General features: G+C 73.7%; 19 protein-coding genes. 12 read left to right on the top strand and 7 right to left on the bottom strand.

Features of this window, described 5'->3' with window-relative positions; all coding sequences use genetic code 11:
* Window positions 1-7: 7 nt before the first annotated feature.
* Complete coding sequence (locus tag K4G59_RS08565; protein WP_231250539.1) at window positions 8-946, top strand: DMT family transporter; 939 nt, start codon at window positions 8-10, stop codon at window positions 944-946.
* Here the strand turns inward: K4G59_RS08565 and K4G59_RS08560 are convergent.
* From K4G59_RS08560 to K4G59_RS08540, 5 genes are all read right to left on the bottom strand, one after another.
* Window positions 933-1775: a hypothetical protein gene (locus K4G59_RS08560; RefSeq protein WP_231250538.1), complete on the bottom strand. Its 843-nt coding sequence runs from the start codon at window positions 1773-1775 to the stop codon at window positions 933-935. The genes K4G59_RS08565 and K4G59_RS08560 overlap by 14 nt on opposite strands.
* Window positions 1775-3952 carry a HelD family protein gene (locus tag K4G59_RS08555; protein WP_231250537.1) on the bottom strand — a complete coding sequence of 726 codons (2178 nt, stop codon included), beginning with the start codon at window positions 3950-3952 and terminating at the stop codon, window positions 1775-1777. The genes K4G59_RS08560 and K4G59_RS08555 overlap by 1 nt, the downstream gene beginning before the upstream one ends.
* A 120-nt stretch (window positions 3953-4072) precedes the next feature.
* Entirely contained in the window at window positions 4073-4501 is a 429-nt protein-coding gene (locus tag K4G59_RS08550; RefSeq protein ID WP_231250536.1) for a hypothetical protein, read from the bottom strand.
* Window positions 4498-5214 carry an SDR family NAD(P)-dependent oxidoreductase gene (locus K4G59_RS08545; protein WP_231250535.1) on the bottom strand — a complete coding sequence of 239 codons (717 nt, stop codon included), beginning with the start codon at window positions 5212-5214 and terminating at the stop codon, window positions 4498-4500. Before K4G59_RS08545 ends, K4G59_RS08550 begins: the two co-directional genes overlap by 4 nt.
* Window positions 5215-5292: 78 nt before the next feature.
* On the bottom strand, window positions 5293-6048 hold the full coding sequence (locus K4G59_RS08540; protein WP_308189381.1) for an enoyl-CoA hydratase-related protein: 756 nt from the start codon (window positions 6046-6048) through the stop codon (window positions 5293-5295).
* 75 nt (window positions 6049-6123) lie between these two features.
* Here K4G59_RS08540 and K4G59_RS08535 point away from each other — a divergent pair, with 75 nt between their 5' ends.
* From K4G59_RS08535 to K4G59_RS08485, 11 genes are all read left to right on the top strand, one after another.
* Window positions 6124-7665, top strand: a complete 1542-nt coding sequence (locus tag K4G59_RS08535; RefSeq protein WP_231250533.1) for a molybdopterin-dependent oxidoreductase — start codon at window positions 6124-6126, stop codon at window positions 7663-7665.
* A gap of 241 nt (window positions 7666-7906) precedes the next feature.
* Window positions 7907-8566: a fasciclin domain-containing protein gene (locus tag K4G59_RS08530; protein WP_231250532.1), complete on the top strand. Its 660-nt coding sequence runs from the start codon at window positions 7907-7909 to the stop codon at window positions 8564-8566.
* A gap of 27 nt (window positions 8567-8593) precedes the next feature.
* A complete protein-coding gene (sigK, locus tag K4G59_RS08525; protein WP_231250531.1) occupies window positions 8594-9208 on the top strand; it encodes an ECF RNA polymerase sigma factor SigK in 615 nt (204 codons plus the stop codon).
* Window positions 9205-9939 (top strand): anti-sigma factor, encoded by a 735-nt coding sequence (locus K4G59_RS08520; RefSeq protein WP_231250530.1) that lies wholly within the window; start codon window positions 9205-9207, stop codon window positions 9937-9939. Before sigK ends, K4G59_RS08520 begins: the two co-directional genes overlap by 4 nt.
* Window positions 9936-11948, top strand: coding sequence for an FAD-dependent oxidoreductase (locus tag K4G59_RS20435; protein ID WP_231250529.1), 2013 nt, complete (start codon window positions 9936-9938; stop codon window positions 11946-11948). The genes K4G59_RS08520 and K4G59_RS20435 overlap by 4 nt, the downstream gene beginning before the upstream one ends.
* Window positions 11945-13294 (top strand): SAM-dependent methyltransferase, encoded by a 1350-nt coding sequence (locus K4G59_RS08510; RefSeq protein ID WP_231250528.1) that lies wholly within the window; start codon window positions 11945-11947, stop codon window positions 13292-13294. The genes K4G59_RS20435 and K4G59_RS08510 overlap by 4 nt, the downstream gene beginning before the upstream one ends.
* On the top strand, window positions 13291-14610 hold the full coding sequence (locus K4G59_RS08505) for an SAM-dependent methyltransferase (RefSeq protein WP_231250527.1): 1320 nt from the start codon (window positions 13291-13293) through the stop codon (window positions 14608-14610). The genes K4G59_RS08510 and K4G59_RS08505 overlap by 4 nt, the downstream gene beginning before the upstream one ends.
* The gene (locus K4G59_RS08500) at window positions 14604-15380 is read left to right on the top strand and encodes a DUF1295 domain-containing protein (RefSeq protein ID WP_231250526.1); all 777 of its coding nucleotides are present in this window, start codon (window positions 14604-14606) and stop codon (window positions 15378-15380) included. The genes K4G59_RS08505 and K4G59_RS08500 overlap by 7 nt, the downstream gene beginning before the upstream one ends.
* 78 nt (window positions 15381-15458) lie before the next feature.
* Complete coding sequence (locus K4G59_RS08495; protein ID WP_231250525.1) at window positions 15459-16010, top strand: RNA polymerase sigma factor; 552 nt, start codon at window positions 15459-15461, stop codon at window positions 16008-16010.
* A 34-nt stretch (window positions 16011-16044) separates the two neighbouring features.
* Complete coding sequence (locus tag K4G59_RS08490) at window positions 16045-16989, top strand: hypothetical protein (RefSeq protein ID WP_231250524.1); 945 nt, start codon at window positions 16045-16047, stop codon at window positions 16987-16989.
* Window positions 16990-17250: 261 nt separating this feature from the next.
* Entirely contained in the window at window positions 17251-17802 is a 552-nt protein-coding gene (locus K4G59_RS08485; protein WP_231250523.1) for a protein-L-isoaspartate O-methyltransferase family protein, read from the top strand.
* Here the strand turns inward: K4G59_RS08485 and K4G59_RS08480 are convergent.
* Entirely contained in the window at window positions 17778-18884 is a 1107-nt protein-coding gene (locus K4G59_RS08480) for a heparan-alpha-glucosaminide N-acetyltransferase domain-containing protein (protein WP_231250522.1), read from the bottom strand. The genes K4G59_RS08485 and K4G59_RS08480 overlap by 25 nt on opposite strands.
* A gap of 38 nt (window positions 18885-18922) precedes the next feature.
* The gene (locus K4G59_RS08475; RefSeq protein WP_231250521.1) at window positions 18923-19306 is read right to left on the bottom strand and encodes an MmcQ/YjbR family DNA-binding protein; all 384 of its coding nucleotides are present in this window, start codon (window positions 19304-19306) and stop codon (window positions 18923-18925) included.
* Window positions 19307-19345: the final 39 nt, after the last annotated feature.

The raw sequence follows: 19345 nt of genomic DNA, 5'->3' as shown, positions 1-19345 counted from the left end.
CCGCCGCATGAGCCCGGTGTCGCACACGCGCGGACTCGTCGAGGTCGCGGTCGCGAGCGTGCTGTGGGGCACCGGCGGCCTCGCGGTCCAGCTGGTCCGTGCGGCCGAGCCGATGTCGCCGGTGACGATCAGCGCGTGGCGCATGGCGCTGGCCGCCGCGGTCCTGCTCGTCGCCCTCGTGCTCCTGCGTCGCGGCGGCGAGCTGGTCGACCTCGCCCGCATGCAACCGGCACGGTTGCTCGCGGTCGGCGTCGGGACCGCGGCCTACCAGGGCTTCTACTTCGTCTCCGTCACCCAGGTCGGGGTCGCGGTCTCGACCGTCGTCAGCCTCGGGCTCGCCCCCGTCCTGCTGACCGTGGCCGAGGCGGTGCGGCACCGTCGGCTCCCCGCGACCGGCCGGCTGGTCGTGCTGGCGGCGGCGCTGGTCGGGCTGCTGCTGGTCAGCATCGCGGGCCACGCGTCCTCGACCGGGCCCGACCCGGTGGCGGGCGTGCTGCTCGCGGTCGCGTCCGGGACGACGTACGCCCTGACGACGGTCGCGGGCGGCTCCATCAGCCGTACGTCGTCGCCGCTGGCGCTGACCACCGGCATGACGCTCGTCGGGGCCGCGGTCCTGCTGCCGTGCCTGGCGCTGGTCGACGGGCCGCGGACGACCGGGGACCCGGCCGCGCTGGCGTGGCTCGCCTACCTCGGTGTGCTGACCATGGCGCTGGCCTACGTCCTGCTCTACTCCGGGCTGCGGGTCGTGGCGCCCAGCACCGCCGTGACCGCCAGCCTCGTCGAGCCCGTCACCGCCGCCGTGGTGGCGGCCGTCGTGCTGCAGGAGGCGCTGGGGCCGGCGGCCGTCATCGGGATCCTGCTCGTGCTCGGCGCGGTCGCCGGGCTGGGCCGTCCGAGCGCGGCCGCGGGGCCGGTGCTCCCCGAGCTGCGGCCTACGGGTACTTGACCTGGACGCTCACCCAGTCGACCAGCATGCTGTGGCGCGTGCCGCCGGGGACCGCGTGCTGGGGCAGCACGTCCTTGTTGGACAGCCGCAGGTGGAAGGGGGCCGCGTTGCCCGGCACCCGGCGCGCGTCGGGGGGCGAGAGCAGCTCGTAGGCGCGGCCGTCGTGGACGTCGTCGGCGCTGTAGAGCACCGTGGCGCCACCGATGGTGAACTCGGCCGCGTAGCTCCACCAGGCGTGCCACGGCTGGGCGGCGGCGGGGAAGTGCTGGGTCACCGGCCAGAGCTCGGGCGCGCGCCCCGTGGCGGAGCAGGCGTTGACGGCCGTCTCGGGGGTGTCGTCGTAGCAGATGTGCGAGCCCAGCTGGACGCCCGTGGGCTTCAGCGGGCCGTAGCTCTCGATCACGTCGATCTCGCGCGGGTCGACGCCGTTGGGGTGCTGCACCCAGAACGCGGTGTAGTTGCTGCCGGTGTCGGGCATCAGCACGCTCGCCTCGACCCGCACCTGCGTGCCGGCCGGCAGGGTCCAGCCCGGGTTGGTGCGGAGCTGGGCGAGGTGGCCGACGTCGAGCTGTCCGAGCCCGTTCTGCACCGCGACCCCGGAGCCGAGCATCGGGTGCCACTGCTCCGGCGTCGTGCCGGCTGCTCCGTCGAAGGTGTCGACGAAGACGTGCTCCCAGCCCCACGAGGGAGCCGGGTCCGAGTCGACGGTGTCACCCCGCGGGAGCGACGCCCCGGCCGGCGATGCGCCGAGCAGGGCGGTCAGCACGAGGACCGCGGCGACCACCAGCGCGGGTCGCCGCGCACCGTGGGGGTGCACGCGACGGGACATCAACCGACGGTGGTCAGCAGCTGGGTGGCACGGGTGAGCACGACGTAGAGGGTCGCACGGCCCGTGGCGGACTCGTCCTCGATCTCCTGCGGCGCCACCACGACGATGCCGTCGAACTCCAGGCCCTTGGTGTCGAGGCCGGTCAGCACCACGATGCGGTCCTCACCGCTGGGCGTGACGCTCGAGTCGACCGCGGCGCGGGCGCCCGCGGAGTCGGCGGCGTGCTCGGGCCACGACGCCAGCCAGGCGTTGACCTCGGAGCGGCGCGCCGCCGGCACCACGATCCCGACGGTGCCCTCCACCCGCGCGGCCGTCGAGGTGACGGCCTCGCGCACGGCGGCCTCGAGGTCGTCGACGGGACCGACCACCCGCGGCTCCTCGCCCGTGCGGCGTACGGCGTCGGGGAGGTCGGCGTCGAGGCCCACGCGGCGGGCGTAGTCGGCGGCGAAGGAGTAGATCTCCGCGGAGTTGCGGTAGTTGGTGGACAGGTGGAACTCGTGGAGCTCCTTGCCTTCGAGCGCCTCTGCGCGCGCGGCGGCCGCCTCGGGGGCGTCGGGCCACGACGACTGCGCCGGGTCGCCGACGATCGTCCAGCTCGCCGCGCGTCCGCGGCGACCGACCATCCGCCACTGCATCGGCGTCAGGTCCTGCGCCTCGTCGATGAGCACGTGGGCGTAGCCGTCGTCCTCGATGCGGTGGGTCGGCGCCGACCAGGCGAGGCCGCCGGGGGCGTACTCGCGCTCGGAGATGGTGGTGAGCTCCTGGAGGTCGACCCCCCCCTCGAGCAGGCCGGTCTCGTCGAGGTCGCGCTCGTCGTCGCTGCGCTGCGGCACGTCGCCGAGGGCGTAGCGCAGCTCGTCGAGCAGCGGCACGTCCTCGATCGACAGCCCGCCCGCGGACCACGACTTGGCGAGCAGCAGCTGCTCGTCGCGGCTGATCACCCCCTCGCCGACACGGGACAGGAACTCGGGGTCGCGCAGCCAGCCGAAGACCGTCGTGGCGTCGAGCGGCGGCCACCAGGCCGCGGCGAACTCGACGAAGCCCGCGTGCCCGAGCATGTCGTCGTCGAAGGCCTCACGCCCGCGCTCCTTGCCGCGCTCGCCGGTCACCTGGCGCCACATCGCGTCGAGCAGGGTCCTGGCGACCCGGGGCAGCTGGCGGTTGCGGCGACCCTGCGACATCAGCTGGCGGCGCAGCCGCCCGAGCACGCCCGGGTCGAGGACGATCGTGTCGTCGCGCCAGTAGATGCGGAAGCTCGTCGGGGCGCCGGGGGCGTGCTGGCGCGCGGTGCGTCGCAGCAGCTCGGCCATCCGGGTCGCGCCCTTGATGTCGGCGACCGCGGGCTCGTCGTGGCGCGAGGCCCGGATCCCGCCGACGACCTCGCCGAGCGAGCGCAGCGCGACGGCGGTTTCGCCGAGGCTGGGCAGCACCCGCTCGATGTAGCGCATGAAGACGCCGCTCGGGCCGACGACGAGCACGCCGCCGCCCTCGTAGCGACGGCGGTCGTTGTAGAGCAGGAAGGCTGCCCGGTGCAGCGCCACGACCGTCTTGCCGGTGCCGGGGCCGCCGGAGATCGACACGACTCCCTTGCCGGGTGCGCGGATCGCCTGGTCCTGCTCGGCCTGGATGGTCGCGACGATCGAGTGCATGGAGCGGTCGCGGGCCCGGGAGAGCTGCGCCATGAGCGCGCCCTCGCCGACGATCGGCAGGTCGGTCTCGGCCTGGTCGTCGAGCAGCTCGTCCTCGACGCCCACGACCGTGCGGTGCAGCGAGCGCAGCACGCGACGGCGTACGACGCCCAGCGGGGTCGCCGCGGTGGCCTGGTAGAACACGCCGGCGGCCGGCGCGCGCCAGTCGATGAGCAGCACGTCGCGCTCGGCGTTGCGTACGCCGATGCGGCCGATGTAGCGCGGCAGGGTGTCGATCGACGGGTCGAGGTCGAGGCGGCCGAAGACCAGCCCCTCGTGGGCGGCGTCGAGCTGGGCGATGCGCTTGGCGGCCTGGAAGACCATCGCGTCGCGCTCGACGAGGCCGCCCTCGTGCTCCAGCCGGCCGCGGTTGCGCCCCTCGGTCGCCAGCGCGCGGGCGTTCACCATCGACGCCTCGAGCTGGACGTAGACCTCGTCGACGTACTCCTGCTCCGCGGCGATCTCCCGCGCTTCGAGCTCCTCGCTCAACTCCCGCTCCTCATCCCCCGATGAACTGCTGCCGACCGTCCCGGGCAGACCGGAAAGCGTACCCGCGAGCCGGCGCCATCGCCGACTTCCCGCGCATCCGCGGGACCCCGCTCGTGGCCCTCAGCCCACCAGCAGCAGTGCGCCGGCGACGCAGACGACGGCGCCGGCCGTGCGGACCCGGTCGGCGCGGCCGAGCCGCCGCATCAGCGCCGCCCGGTCCTCGGGCGGGGCCGAGGACAGCCGGCCGTGGGTCGGCGCAGCCACTGCGGCGGTCGTGACGACCGCCAGCAGCCCGCCGGCGACAGCCAGCCACGTGCCCGCCTCGGCCGGCTCCGCGAGCGCGGTCCAGCCGAGCAGCAGCACGAGCGGCGGGTAGACCAGCGCGACCACCGGCGTGATCCGGCGCGAGTGCCGCTCGTGCGCCACGGTCCACGCCTCGCGCGGCACGTCGCCGAGCGCGGGGTAGACGACGAGGTCGACGGTGAGCTGGAAGCCCAGGTGGGCTGCCGCGACGAGCAGCAGCCAGGGTGCGGGCTCGGCCAGGCTCATCGAGCTGGGGTCGCGAAGGCGTCCGCACCGAGGTCGTGCTCGCCTGCGGCGAGGGCGTCGACGATGCGACGCGCCACCTCGGCCGGGTCCAGGCCGGCCGGCAGGCCAGGCGCCTCGCCGGACAGCGGACGGCCGGCCAGGCCGGTCTCGGTGTGCGGCGGGCGCACGTCGTAGACGTCGACGCGGCTGCGCCGCAGCTCGGTGCGCAGCGCGGTCGCGACGGCGCTCAACGCGGCCTTGCTGGCGGAGTAGGCCGCCATCCGCGGCATCGGGCGCTCGGCCACGACGGCGCTGAGCTGGAGCACGAAGCCCTGCGACTCCTCCAGCAGCGGCACCACGCGGCGCAGCAGGAAGAGCGGCCCGACGACGTTGATGAGGAACAGCTCCTCCACGACCTCGTCGGGCGTGTCGCCCAGCGCGCCGAAGGCCACGACCCCGGCCGCGTTGACCAGGCCGTCGAGACCGCCGAGGTGCTCGCGGGCGGCGGCAGCGACCGCGTCACCGGCGCCCGCGTCGCCGAGGTCGGCCACCACCGCCACGCCCGTGCCCAGCGCGGCGAGGCGCTCGGCGTCGCGACCCACCACCAGCAGCCGGGCGCCACGGCGCTCGAGCTCGGCGGCCACGAGCGCGCCGAGGGCGCCGGTGGCGCCGACCACCGCGATCCGGGCTCCGTCGATCTCGCGGGTCCTGCCGGGGCGCTGCTGGGGCTCCACACGCTTCTCCTTCGCCGGGGTGTCAGGAGGTTCTCGCCTCGAGGCCGCCGCCCGGATGCAGCGCGGGCCGGATTCCTGCTACTTCCGGGCGAGGAAGGACGTCATCGCCTGGCGAGCCTCGTCGCTGGCGAAGAGCCGCGCACTGGTCGTGGCCATCTCCTCGCCGAGCGCGTCGATGCGCGCCACGAGGTCACGGTTGAGGATCCGCTTGGACTCCCGCAGCCCCTGCGCCGCACCGGTGGCCAGGCTCGCGCACACCCCGGCCGCCTCCTCGTCGAGGCGTTCGGCCGGCACCGCCTTCGTGACCAGGCCGTACGCCGCCGCCTCGCTGCCGGTGAATACCTCGCCGCCCAGCGTGGTCAGGGCCGCGGCGCGCGGAGTCATCCGGTGGTGGACGGTGAGGCTGATGATCGCCGCCGCCAGGCCGAGCTTGACCTCGGTGAGCGCGAAGGTCGCGTCCTCGGCGCTGATCGCGATGTCGGCCGCGGCGATGATGCCGATGCCGCCGGCACGCACGGCTCCGAGGTTCTTCGTCACCACCGGCTTGTCCAGCGTGGCGACCAGGCGCTGCAGGTCGACGATGCGGCGGGCCCCGACCTCCATGCCCTCCGTGGTCGCCTCGGCCAGGTCCGCCCCGGAGCAGAAGACCTTGCCCGAGCTCTGCACCAGCACCACGCGTACGTCGTCGTCGGCGCCGGCCCGCTCGAGGTGGGCGCACAGCTCGGTGACGAGCTGGCGGCTGAGCGCGTTGCGGTTGGCCGGGCTGTCGAGGGTGAGGGTCGCGACGGCGTCGGAGACGTCGTAGTGGACCAGTTCGGCGGGCGTGTCGGTCATGGCCGCCATCCTGCCGCAACCTCGCGCGCACGGGCACGACCCCATCCGTGGCGCCGTCCGCTCCGAACACCCCCCATGCAGACACCGGACAAGACCGAGCGCTGGCAGATGCTGCGCCACGCGGCGTACGGCGTGCTGTCGACCGTCGTCGGCCTCGCAGCCGCCCACCTCGTAGCCGCGGTCACCGTGCCGGCGGCCTCCCCCGTGCTCGCCGTCGGCTCGACCGTCATCGACCTCACGCCCACGCCGCTGAAGGAATGGGCCATCCGCGAGTTCGGCAGCGCCGACAAGGCGATCCTGGTCGGCTCGGTGACCGTGGTCGTGCTCCTGCTCGCCGCCGTCGCCGGCATCGTCGCCCGCAAGCGCGAGGTGGCCGGGCTGCTCGTCATCGTGGGGCTCGCCGGCGTCGCCGGCGTCCTCGCCGTCCTGCGCCCGGGCTCCGGGCCGCTGGACGTCCTCCCTGCCCTGGTCGCGGCCGTCGTCGCCGCCGCCTCGCTGTGGTGGCTGCGCCGGATCGACGGCCAGGGCATGTCGGACCCGTCGCCGGGGGTCGACGGTCCGAGCCGGCGTGGGGTCGTGCTGGCGACCGGCGGCCTGGCCGCAGCGGCAGTGGCCATGGGGGCACTCGGCCGCTGGGTGACGTCCTACCGCCTCGGCGGGACCGACGTCGCGCTTCCGGTCGCCACCGACCCCGCGCCCCCCTTCCCGACCGGGCTGGAGCAGAAGTACCCCGGCATCACGCCGCTGCGCACGCCGACCAGCGAGTTCTACCGCGTCGACACCCGCCTGACCGTCCCGGCGGTCGACGTCGACTCGTGGACCCTCACCATCGACGGCGACGTCGAGGAGGAGGTCACGCTGACCTTCGAGGACCTCGCGGCGATGGAGACCGTGGAGCGCGACATCACCCTGACCTGCGTGAGCAACGAGGTCGGCGGCCCCTACGTCGGCGGCGCGCGCTGGCTCGGCGTACCCCTGGCCGACGTGCTGGCCCGCGCGGGCATCGACGCGACCAAGGCCGACCAGATCCTGTCGACCGACGTGGACGGCATGACCATCTCCACGCCGCTCGACGTCGCCCTCGACGGGCGTGACGCGCTCATCGCGATCGGGATGAACGGCGGCCCGCTGCCGCGGGAGAACGGCTTCCCCGCACGGATGGTCGTCCCGGGCCTCTACGGCTTCGTCAGCGCGTGCAAGTGGATCACCAAGATGACCCTCACGACGTACGACGCCGAGCAGGCCTACTGGACCGAGCGCGACTGGGCGACCGACGCGCCGATCAAGATCTCCAGCCGCATCGACACCCCCAAGCCGCTGTCCACCAGCGACGCCGGTCCGATCGTCATCGGCGGCATCGCGTGGGCGCAGGGAGTCGGCATCGACAAGGTCGAGGTGCGCATCGACGGCGAGGCCTGGCGGCCCGCCACGCTCGGCCCGCAGGTGACCGACGACTACTGGCGTCAGTGGTTCTACGAGTGGGAGGCCGAGCCCGGTCAGCACTTCCTCGCGGTCCGCGCCACCAACAAGGACGGCGACGTCCAGTCCGACGTGCGGATGACCCCGTTCCCCGAGGGCTCCTCGGGCCTCCAGGAGATCTCCGTCAGCGTGTCCTGACCACCCAGCTCCGCTCCCCCCAACTGACTGCCGTCGTCGGGCGGTGGGTGGCGCAGGTTCCGTGCCTTCCGGAACCTGCGTCACCCACCGCCCGACGCCTGCGTCCGGGGCTTGTCCAAGGTTTGTTCAAAGTTTTTTCGCAGAACCACCCATCCGCCCGACCCACCGCCCCGAACACCTCCTGAAAAGCGGGCCACACGCGGCCCACACAGAAGGCATCCAAGTCGAAAGGCACACCGCCATGAACACCAAGATCCGCACCCGCTCCATGGGCCTCGCCGCCCTCGCACTGACCGCCTCCATGGGCCTGGCCGCCTGTGGCAGCGAGAGCGACACCGACAGCGCCAGCGAGCCCACCACCTCCGAGGCCCCCATGGAGTCCGAGGAGCCCACCGAGGAGCCCACCGAGTCCGAGGAGCCGATGGCCGCCGACGGTCCGTTCGGTCCCGGCTGCGCCGGCGTTCCCACCGAGGGTGAGGGTTCGGTCGAGGGCATGGCCGACGACCCGGTCGCCACCGCCGCCTCGAACAACCCGCTGCTCAAGACCCTCGTCGCCGCAGTGACCGAGGCCGGTCTGGTCGACACCCTCAACTCGGCCGAGAACCTGACCGTCTTCGCGCCCACCGACGACGCGTTCGCGGCGATCCCGAAGAAGGACCTCAACGCGCTCCTCGCCGACAAGGAGGCCCTCACCACGGTGCTCACCCACCACGTGATCGGCGAGCGCCTCTCCCCCGAGGACGTCGCGGGCGAGCAGGAGACCCTGGCCGGCGACACGCTGACCGTCGAGGGCTCCGGCGAGGACTTCACCATCGGTGACGCCAGCGTCGTGTGCGGCAACGTGCAGACCGCCAACGCGACCGTCTACGTCGTCGACCAGGTCCTGATGCCGCAGATGTGATCGTCCCTCCGGACGCACACTGCAAGGATGACTGACGTGGACCACGTGAGGCCCGTACCGGACGGGGCGCCCCAGGGCGTCCCGTCCGGGGGCGACGCAGCCAGGCTCGCCGACCTGCTCCGGCAGGCCGCACTCGGGGACGAGCGCGCCTTCGCCGAGTTCTACGACGCGACATCGGCCCGGGCCTACGGCCTGGCCCTGCGCGTCGTGCGCAACCCGGCCCACGCTGAGGAGGTCACGCAAGAGGCCTACCTCGACGCATGGCGCTCCAGCACCCGCTACGACTCCGCTCGTGGCAGTGCTGCCGGCTGGCTCCTCACCATCGTCCACCGCAAGGCCGTCGACCGGGTCCGCTCGGTCGAGGCGGCCACCACCCGTGACGAGACCTGGAACCGGGAGACCGCACCGGTCGACCACGACCAGACCTCCGAGGCCGCCCAGGCCTCGCTGGAGGCGGCCCGCGTGCGCAACGCGGTCGCCACCCTGACCGACGTGCAGCGCCGGGCCGTCGAGCTCACCTACTTCGGCGGCTACACGCACACCGAGGTCGCCACCTTGCTCGACGTTCCGTTGGGCACCGCCAAGACACGCATCCGCGACGGACTGATCCGCCTGCGAGACCTGATGGGAGTTGCCTCATGAGCGATCTTCACAAGCTCACGGGCGCCTACGCCATGGACGCGCTCGACGACCTCGAGCGGGCCCGGTTCGAGCAGCACCTCGCCCAGTGCGAGGACTGCCGCGCCGAGGTGGCAGAGCTGCGCGAGACCGCGGCGCTGCTGTCCGAGACGGTCGCCACCGCGCCGCCGGCCGCGCTCCGCGAGTCCGTCCTGGCCGGCATCACGCACATCCGTCCGATGGCCCCCGAGGTCCCCCAGCCCGCTCCGACCCCCCTCGCCGACACCACGGCAGGCCGGGGGCGGGGTTGGATGCCCTTTCTGGTCGCGGCGGCACTCGCGCTCTTCGTCGGCATCGGCGCCATGGTGAGCCAGCCCTGGTCGGACGACGACCAGGTCACCCAGCTCACCGCCGCCGAGGAGGTCCTGCAGGCCCCCGACGCCGAGGAGGTCTTCCTCGACCTCGGTGAGGCAGGTCGCGCGACCGTCGTCCGCTCCAAGTCCGAGGACCGCGCCGTCATCAGCACCGAGGACATGGTCTCCGCCCCCGAGGGCAAGGCCTACGAGCTCTGGTTCATCAGCGGCGGCGAGTTCACCTCCGCCGGCCTGATGCCCGACGCGCCCGACCAGACCGTCGTCCTGGAGGGCTCGGCGGCCGAGGCCGCCGCCATCGGCATCACCGTCGAGCCCGAGAGCGGCTCGGAGCAGCCCACCACCGACCCGATCGCCGTCTTCGACCTCACCGAGGCGGCGTGAGCGGCACCGGGCAGCGTCGGGTCGCGGTCGTCGGGTCCGGTGTTGCCGGGCTGACGGCTGCGTGGGTGGCCTCGCGCACGTCCCACGTCACCCTCTACGAGGCCGACGCCCGTCTCGGCGGCCATGCCGACACCCACCGGGTGCCCACGCCCGAGGGCGAGCTGGCCATCGACACCGGCTTCATCGTGCACAACCGGCGCACCTACCCCACGCTCCTGAGGCTCTTCGCCGAGCTGGGCGTGGAGACGCAGCCCTCCGAGATGTCGCTCTCGGTCAGCGACGCCGGCACCGGCGTCGAGTACGCCGGCGCGCTCGGCGCCCGCGGCCTGTTCGCGCAGCGCTCGACGTTGCGCTCGCGCGAGCACTGGCGGATGCTGCTGGAGATCCCGCGCTTCCACCGACGCGCCCGTGCGGTGCTCGCCACCGACCCCGCTTCGGGCGAGGCCTCCGAGGAGACCCTGCGCGAGTTCCTGGACCAGGGCGGCTTCTCCGCCGGCTTCGTCCGTCACTTCATGGAGCCCCTCGTGGCGGCCGTCTGGTCCTGTGACCCCGCGACCTCCCTCGACTACCCCGCGCGCTACCTCTTCACGTTCCTCCAGCACCACGGGATGCTCTCGGTCTTCGGCTCCCCGGAGTGGCGCACGGTGACGGGCGGCTCGCGCACCTACGTCGCCGCCGTCGAGGCCGGCCTGCCCGACGTACGCCTCGACACCAAGGTCACCTCCGTGCGCGAGGTCGCCGACGGCGTCGAGGTCACCGACGGCAGCGGCGCCACCACGACCTTCGACGCGGTGGTCATCGCCACCCACCCGTCGCACGCGCTCGGCATGCTCGAGGAGCCGACCGACCTGCAGCGCGAGCTGCTCTCGGCCCTCCCCTACTCCAGCAACCCCGCGCTCCTGCACACCGACGCCTCCCTGCTGCCGGACGCGGAGGACGCGCGTGCGTCCTGGAACTTCTTCCGCCCCGCCAGCGAGACCGGCGTGGTCACCGTGACCTACGACCTCACCCGACTGCAGCGGCTGCCCACCGACACCCACTACCTCGTCACCCTGGGCGGCGAGGACCTCGTCGACCCGGCCACCGTGATCGACCGGATGGAGTACGAGCACCCGCTCTACACCCCCGAGTCGGTCGCCGCGTCGCGCCGCCTGCCGGAGATCAACACCGAGCGGATCGCCTTCGCCGGCGCCTACCACGGCTGGGGCTTCCACGAGGACGGTGCGCGCTCCGGACTCGCCGCAGCGACCCACCTCGGCCTGCCGTGGACCCGCACCACCACGGTGCTGCCCGCCCCGGGCCGCTTCGAGACCACGATCCGCCACACCCGGCGTACGCCGATCCGGCGCTCCTTCGAGCACACCTCGACCTGCTGGCTCGTCGACCTCGACGACCTGCCCGACCACGGCAGGCTGGCCCGCTTCGAGGCCCGCGACCACCTCGGCTCGCCCGAGAAGTCGCTGCGCGCCAACGTCGAGGCGTTCCTCGCCGACAACGGCGTGACGCTGGGGGCCGGCGAGCGCCCCGGCACGATCCTCATGGCCGCCCACCCGCGCTCGCTCGGCTTCTGCTTCAACCCGATCAGCGTCTTCTGGTGCTTCGACGACCGGGGCCGCCAGGCCGGTGTGGTCGTCGAGGTCCACAACACCTACGGCGACCGCCACGCCTACCTCGTCCACCCCGACGAGCAGGGCCGCGCACGCACGGACAAGGCGATGTACGTCTCGCCCTTCCACGGCGTCGACGGCACCTACGACATCGCGGTGCCGATCCCGACCGACCGGCTCCACGTCGCCGTGACGCTGCGTGGCCACGACACCGACGCGCCGGGCGGCTCCGCGCCGTTCAGCGCCAGCCTGACCGGGTCGCGCACCGACGTGCCGGTCCGCAAGACCTTGGGGGCGGCGTTGCGCGGCAGCGCGCTCATCCGGGCCCACGGCATCTGGCTGTGGGCGCGGCGCCTGCCCATCCGCCCCCGACCCCGTCATCGCCAGGAGGGCGTGCAGTGACCGTCGAGAAGAACCGCCCCGCCGAGACCGGCTCCCAGGGGATGCCACCGCTCGAGCCGCTGCGCGGCGGACCCCGCACGGCCGTCTCGGCCGCCGTGGCCCGTCGCCTCTTCCGTGCCGCCGTCGGCCGCCTCGCGGTGACCGTGATCGAGGAGCCCACCGGCCGGCGGATCGGACAGGGCGGCCCCGTCATGCGGCTGCACCGTCCCGACGAGTTCTACGCCCGCCTCGGCCGCGACGGCCTGATCGGCTTCGGCGAGTCCTACATGACCGGAGCGTGGGACACCGACGACCTCGCCGGCTTCCTCACCGTGCCCGCGGCCCGCATGGCGACCCTCGTCCCGCCGTCCCTCCAGCGCCTGCGTGCGCTGGTGACGCCTCGGCTGCCGCACCACCAGCGCAGCACGGAGGCCAACAGCCAGGCCAACATCTCGCACCACTACGACCTGTCCAACGACCTCTTCGCGCTCTTCCTCGACGAGACGCTGAGCTATTCCGCGGCCCTCTTCGACACCTCCACCACCCGGGTCGCGAAGGGTCCGGGCTCGGTCGGCGACCACCTCGTCGCCACGCCGCCCGAGCCGGTCGACCACGACGACCCGCGACGGCACGGCCCCGACTTCGCCGAGGCCCAGGGCCGCAAGATCGAGCGGCTGCTCGACGAGGCGGGCGTCACCGAGGGGTCGCGCGTGCTCGAGATCGGCACCGGGTGGGGAGAGCTCGCGATCCGCGCCGCGCGCCGCGGCGCCAGCGTCCACACGATCACGCTGTCGGTCGAACAGCTCGAGCTCGCCGAGGAGCGCATCGCCGCGGCCGGGTTCTCCGACCGCGTCCACGTCGAGCTGATGGACTACCGCGCGCTCGCGGCCACCGGTGCGACGTACGACGCAGTGGTCTCGGTGGAGATGGTCGAGGCCGTCGGCCACGAGTTCTGGGGCACCTACTTCAGCACCATCGACCAGGTGCTGGCCCCCGGTGGTCGGGTGTCGATCCAGGCGATCACGATGCCCCACGACCGGATGCTCGTCACCCGCGACAGCCACACGTGGATCAACAAGTACATCTTCCCCGGCGGGTTCCTGCCCAGCGTCGAGGTGATCGACGAGATCACCCGCGCCGAGACCACGATCCGCCTCGTCGACCAGCTCGAGATGGGCGACCACTACGCCGAGACCCTGCGCCGCTGGGACCGCCGCTTCCTCGCGCAGCGTGACGCCGTGCTCGGCCTCGGTTTCGACGACATGTTCATGCGGGTCTGGCACCTCTACCTCGCCTACTCGCAGGCCGGCTTCGCCAGCGGCTACATCAACGTCTCGCAGCTCACCTTCACCCGGGAGACCCCGTGACCCAGACCGCCTCCCCGACCACCGCATCGGTCCACCCTGCCGGCGTCGCCGATCGCCTCGCCGAGGCGGTGCGCCCCTTCATCGGCGGCGACCTGCCCGTGCGCCTGCAGGCATGGGACGGCTCCGTCGCCGGCCCCGAGGGCGCCCCGCTGGTCGTGCTGCGCTCCCCCGACGCGCTGCGCCGGCTGATGTGGCACCCGGGCGAGCTCGGCGCCGCCCAGGCCTACGTCACCGGTGAGCTCGACGTCCCCGAGCAGGACGGCTGGGACCTCGGATCCGCGCTGACGCACGCCTTCGCCGTGGGCGCCGAGCGCGGCCTGTCCGGCGTACGCCTCTCGCCGCGCGCGATGCTCGACGCGATCCGCACCGTCTCCGGCCTCGGCGCGCTGGGCCGTCCCCCCGCGGCGCCGGCTTCGCAGGCGCGGATCAAGGGGCGCCTGCACAGCCTGGCCCGCGACCGGTCGTCGATCAGTCACCACTACGACCTCTCCAACGAGTTCTACTCCCTCATCCTCGAGCCGCAGATGGCCTACAGCTGCGGCTACCACGCCGCTCCCGACACGCCGCTCGAGGACGCGCAGCGCGCCAAGCTCGACCTGGTGTGCACCAAGCTGGGCCTCGAGCCCGGCATGCGGATGCTCGACGTGGGCTGCGGGTGGGGGTCGCTGTCGCTGCATGCCGCCGAGCACTTCGGCGCAAAGGTGACGGGGGTGACGATCGCGGCCGAGCAGAAGAAGTTCATCGACGCCCGGATCGCCGAGCGCGGGCTGGAGGACCGGGTCGAGATCCGGCTCCAGGACTACCGCGAGGTCCCCGAGCGCGACCACTTCGACGCCGTCGGGTCGCTGGAGATGGGCGAGCACGTCGGCGCCCTCAACTACCCGACCTACGTCGAGGCGCTGCGCCGCGCGGTCCGCCCGGGTGGACGGGTGCTGGTCCAGCAGATGTCGCGCCAGGGTGCCGGGGGCGGCAAGCACCCCGGTGGTGGCCCGTTCATCGAGTCGTTCATCGCCCCCGACATGACCATGCGTCCCGTCGGCGAGACGGTCGGCCTCATCGAGTCCGGCGGCCTCGAGGTGCGCGACGTGCACGCCATGCGCGAGCACTACGTCCTCACGGTCAACGGCTGGCTCGAGCGCTTCGAGGCCAACATCGACCAGCTCCGTGCACTCGTGGGCGAGGAGGTCGTCCGCGTGTGGCGCCTCTACCTCGTCGGCGGTGCACTCGCCTTCCGCGACGGCCGCATGGGCGTCGACCAGATCCTGGCCGTGCGCGCGGGTGCACCGCACACGCTCCCGGCGGTCCGCGAGTGGTGACCCAGAGCCTGGTCGCGCTGCTGGTGGCCCTCGTCGTCATGGGGGTCACGGCTGCGATCAGCAAGCGCGTCGACCGGGTCGCCGTGGTCGACGTCGCCTGGGGGTCGGTCTTCGTGGCCGTCGCGCTGGTCCTGGCGCTCGTGTGGCCCGACGCGCACTCGTGGCTGCTCGCGGTGCTCGTGACGCTGTGGGGCGGGCGACTGGCCTGGCACATCGCGAAGCGCTCCAAGGGCCACGGCGAGGACCCGCGCTACGAGGAGATGCTCGGCGGCCCCGGCTGGCACGCCGGCGCGGGCAAGGTGCTGCTCCGTGTCTTCCTCACCCAGGCCGTCGTGGCGTGGGTGATCTCGTTCCCGCTGCACGTCGCCGCGGCGTACGACGTCCGCTGGTGGCCCGTGGTGTGGGTCGGGGTGGCGATCTGGGCGGTCGGCATCTTCTTCGAGGTCGTTGGCGACGCGCAGCTCGCCGCCTACCGCGCGAAGCCGCGCGACTCACGGCCGAAGGTGCTCGACACCGGCCTGTGGGGCTGGACGCGCCACCCCAACTACTTCGGCGACGCGTGCGTGTGGTGGGGGCTGTGGACCGCCGGCGCGCTGTCGCTGGGCTGGGTGCAGGGCCTCGCGACGATCTTCGCGCCCATCGCCATGACCTACTTCATCCGCAACGTCACCGGCGCCAAGCTGCTGGAGAAGACGATGTCGGAGCGTCCCGGCTGGGACGAGTACGCAGCCCGCGTGCCGCTGTTCGTCCCGCGCCCGCCGCGCCGCTGACGGCTCTGTCCGGTCCCGCGACCCTCCCGGCAACCCCGGAGGTGCCGGTGCCGGAGGCGCTCGGGGGAGAATCGCGCCGTGGCCGAACCCGATCCCCTCGATGCCGCCGTCGAGCGCATGCTCGCCGGTGACGAGTCGGCCTTCCGCCAGGTCTACCGCGAGGTGCAGCCGCCCCTGCTGCGCTACCTCACGGTGCTGGTCGGCGTGGGCGACGCCGAGGACGTGGCCAGCGACGCGTGGTCCCAGGCGTTCCGCGACCTCCACAGCTTCAGCGGTGACGCCGACGGGTTCCGCGGCTGGGTCACCACGATCGGGCGCAACCGCGCCGTCGACCACCTGAGGCGCAGCAGCCGTCGACCCTCCAGCGACGAGTCGGTCGACGACCTCGTCGACCTGCACGACCCCGGCGACGTCGAGGGCGACCCCCTCGGCAAGGTCGAGTCCGAGGAGGCGCTGAAGCTGATCGCCTCACTGCCCAAGGACCAGGCGGAGGCCATCATGCTCCGCACCGTGCTGGGCTTCGACGCCCCGACCGCCGCCCGCATCCTGGGCAAGCGGCCGGGCGCGGTGCGGGCGGCCTCGCACCGCGGACTGAAGCAGCTGGCCAAGAAACTCTCGGAGAACCCGTAACACCGCGCCCGTGCACGGCGCTGAACGGAGTGAGATGAGCACCCCAGACCCCCTGTCCCGACGCGACGCCGAGCGCCTGCTCGACGACCCCGCGGCGGACAGCAGCGCCCTCGGCGCGGCGCTCACCGCTGCGAGTGGTCCCGCCCGCGCCGATGAGCTGCGCCGCGAGGACGCCACGGCCGCGGCCTTCCACCGCGCCCGGCTGGACCCCGCCCCTGTCGCGCCCCCGGCCCGCCAGCGCAGCCGCGCCGCCACGCGCGCGGTCGTGGCCACCGGCGCGGTCGTGGCCCTCACCACCGGCGGGCTCGCGCTCGCCAACTCCGCCCACCTGTCCCTGCCGCTGCTGCCCGACCGGGCCTCCGACCGTGCCTCGGAGGCGGTCACCTCCGCCCCGGGCGGCGCGAGGAGCACCGGCACGGCCGGCACCACCACCGACCCGACCGGCTCGTCATCCGGGCCGGGCGGCCCGCGCGGCACCTCGGGCTCGGCGCCGGGGTCGGCGACAGCGACCGGCGGCGGCGGCGCGTCCTCGTCCGCGCCGGCCGAGACCGGACCCACGGGGACCACCACAGGCACACCGAGCCCGAACCTCTCCGGACTGTGCAACGCCTACCACGCGGCCGACGGGGCGGGGAAGTCGCTCGACAGCGCCGCGTTCCGCGTGCTGGCCGAGGCCGCCGGCGGTGCCGAGCAGGTGGCGGCCTTCTGCGTCGCGCTCGTCGGGGAGCCCCGGGGGACCGGCAAGCCCACCGACAAGCCGAGTCCCACGGGCAAGCCCACCGACAAGCCGAGTCCCACGGACAAGCCCACCGACAAGCCGAGTCCCACGGGCAAGCCCACCGACAAGCCGAGTCCCACGGACAAGCCGACCGACAAGCCGAGTCCCACGGACAAGCCCACGCCGACCCAGCAGCCCACGCCGGGCAACGGCCAGGGCAACGGCAACGGCAACGGCAACGGCAACGGAGGCGGCGGCTGACAGGCACCCCTCCCACCAGATCTTCGGTTCTCTGAACCGGAGCGGCCGCGTTCCGCGGGGCCGACCGTCGCACCCGTGTCTCGAGCTCCCGCCGAGGCACGGATCCCCCCAGGAAGCGGCACCGGTCCCGAAACGCACCGCAGCGGCACGGCCCCGAGGGCCGTGCCGCTGCTCGGTCTTCGGGGTCCGCGGGCGACGCCGGACGGCTGCAGGCCCGACCCACCACTGGCTCTGACGCGCGAGCGGTGGTGCACTGGCCGGGTGGACCCGGTCGACGCAGCCTTCGACGCCACCCCCCGGCGGGACTTCCTCCCCCGCGGGGTGCGGCACCGGGCGGCGTACGACGGCCCGCTGTCGATCGCGGCGGGACAGACGAGCTCGCAGCCCCGCACGGTCGACGACATGCTCCGCCTGCTCGACGTACGCCCCGGGCAGCGGGTGCTCGACGTCGGGTCCGGGTCGGGCTGGACGACGGCGCTGCTCGCACACCTCGTCGGTCCGACCGGGTCGGTGCTCGGGGTGGAGCTCGAGCCGGAGCTGGTCGCCTTCGGAGCAGCCAACCTCGCCGCCACCGACCGGCCGTGGGCGAGCATCCGGAGGGCGATGCCCGGCGTGCTGGGCGACCCCGGCGGGGCGCCGTACGACCGCATCCTGGTCTCCGCCGAGCCCGCCGACCTGCCCCAGGAGCTCGTCGAGCAGCTCGCCGACGACGGGGTGCTGGTGATCCCGGTGGCGGGCACGATGCTGCGCGTCACCAACCCGGGCGCCGTGGTGGGCGAGCACGGGCGCTACCGCTTCGTGCCGCTGCGCTGAGCCAGGCGGACCGGCAGTCCGGCCACTGTCTCCAGTGGTCCGCGCCGACCCGCGATCCGGAGCGCGGCGCCGAGGGTGAGCAGCACGGCGACGTGGGTGGCGTACGCCGACGGTCCGTCCTCCGGCCACACCTGGGGCGTACGCATCACGACGTGCAGGCTGTAGAGGGTGAGAGTCGCGGCGCCGGCCCCGAGGACGACGCCGAGCACGGCCGTCGCGGCGCGGGGCAGCAGGCGCTCGAGCAGCAGGCAGACGGCGATCACGAGCACCGCGCTGCCGATGGTCTGCGCGAGGTCGAACGGTGTCGCCGAGTGCGGGGCGACCACCAGCAGCCACGACCAGTCGCCGTCGGCCGGGGTGACGCCGAACATGCCGCCCTCGTTCTCCGAGGCGACCGCCGGGTCGACGAGGGCGCGCGAGATGCGGGTGGCGAGCACGGCGGTGCCGAGGCCGCCGAGGGTGAGCGCGCCGAGCAGGCGGGTGTCGCGCAGGTCGAGGCGGCCGAGGGCCAGGCCCGCGAGGAGGTAGGCCAGCCAGGGCACGACCGGGTAGTAGCCGGTGAGGAGCAGCTCGCTGGCCAGCCGGCCAGGGTCGTCCAGCTGCGCGAAGGTCGGGTTCTCGTAGCCGCGCTCCGGCAGGTGGGGGCGCAGGACGTGCGAGGCCACGGGGGCGAGGACCACCCACGCGACGGTGAGCAGCACCAGCGTGCGCGCCCGGAGGAAGGTGAACGGGATGCCGAGGACGAACAGCACGCCGTAGTAGGTGAGGATCACTGCGATGCCGCTGTCGAGGCCCCCCAGCGCCAGGCCCAGCAGCGCGACGAGCACCGCCCGGCCGAGGATGCCGAGGGCGCGCAGGACTTGCGGGCGCCCCCGCAGCGGCTTGCGCGTCATCAGCGCGAGGCTCACCCCGGCGAGCACGGCGAAGAGCGCCGAGGCACGGCCGCCGGCGAGCCATTGCGCGGTCGCGAGCTCGCCGTCGGGGGTGCGCGCGTCGAGGACGTGGGTGGCGACCATGCCGAGGAGCGCCAGGCACCGGGCGACGTCGAGCCCGACGAGGCGGCCCTGGCGCGTCGCGGTCATGCGCCCATCCTGCCGGGGACCTCGCGACGAGCCCGACGTCAGCCTCCGGGGCGCGTGACCTGCTCGGCGAGACGTGCGGGCGCCTGGAGGCAGTAGGAGTCGGTGAGCAGCTCGGCGAGCTCCTCCCAGTCGATGCCGGCCCCCTCGTCGAGGACGACTCCGATCACGTTGCCGCCCCAGCCGGAGCGGAAGTAGGGGTGCCCCATGTGCTCGAACGCCGCGACCTCGTCCGGCTCGCCGCGGAAGGTGATCCGGAAGACCTGGTCCTCACCACCGAACACGTGGGCCACCGTCGCGCCCCCGACCCGCCAGCGCGTGCCGGTCCACGCCGCCTCCTGCGCGCACCGCGGCAGCACGCCGAGCACGGCGTCGATGCGCAGCACCCACTCCTCGGGCACCACGGGTCGGTCGGCGAGGGCCACGGCGCGATCCTGCCATCGCGCACCGACACCGTGCAGGCA

The organism is Nocardioides furvisabuli (assembly GCF_021083185.1).
Classification (GTDB): domain Bacteria; phylum Actinomycetota; class Actinomycetes; order Propionibacteriales; family Nocardioidaceae; genus Nocardioides; species Nocardioides furvisabuli.
Note: the sequence above shows the minus strand (reverse complement) of the source record. Positions and strands in the feature narration are given on the sequence as shown.

Excerpts from the sequence above, each read along its gene's own strand:
- K4G59_RS08565 (WP_231250539.1), top strand. The coding sequence starts at position 8 with ATGAGCCCGGTGTCGCACACGCGCGGACTCGTCGAGGTCGCGGTCGCG.
- K4G59_RS08560 (WP_231250538.1), bottom strand. The coding sequence starts at position 1,775 with ATGTCCCGTCGCGTGCACCCCCACGGTGCGCGGCGACCCGCGCTGGTG.
- K4G59_RS08550 (WP_231250536.1), bottom strand. The coding sequence starts at position 4,501 with ATGAGCCTGGCCGAGCCCGCACCCTGGCTGCTGCTCGTCGCGGCAGCC.
- K4G59_RS08540 (WP_308189381.1), bottom strand. The coding sequence starts at position 6,048 with ATGACCGACACGCCCGCCGAACTGGTCCACTACGACGTCTCCGACGCC.
- K4G59_RS08535 (WP_231250533.1), top strand. The coding sequence starts at position 6,124 with ATGCAGACACCGGACAAGACCGAGCGCTGGCAGATGCTGCGCCACGCG.
- K4G59_RS08530 (WP_231250532.1), top strand. The coding sequence starts at position 7,907 with ATGAACACCAAGATCCGCACCCGCTCCATGGGCCTCGCCGCCCTCGCA.
- sigK (WP_231250531.1), top strand. The coding sequence starts at position 8,594 with ATGACTGACGTGGACCACGTGAGGCCCGTACCGGACGGGGCGCCCCAG.
- K4G59_RS08520 (WP_231250530.1), top strand. The coding sequence starts at position 9,205 with ATGAGCGATCTTCACAAGCTCACGGGCGCCTACGCCATGGACGCGCTC.
- K4G59_RS08490 (WP_231250524.1), top strand. The coding sequence starts at position 16,045 with ATGAGCACCCCAGACCCCCTGTCCCGACGCGACGCCGAGCGCCTGCTC.
- K4G59_RS08480 (WP_231250522.1), bottom strand. The coding sequence starts at position 18,884 with ATGACCGCGACGCGCCAGGGCCGCCTCGTCGGGCTCGACGTCGCCCGG.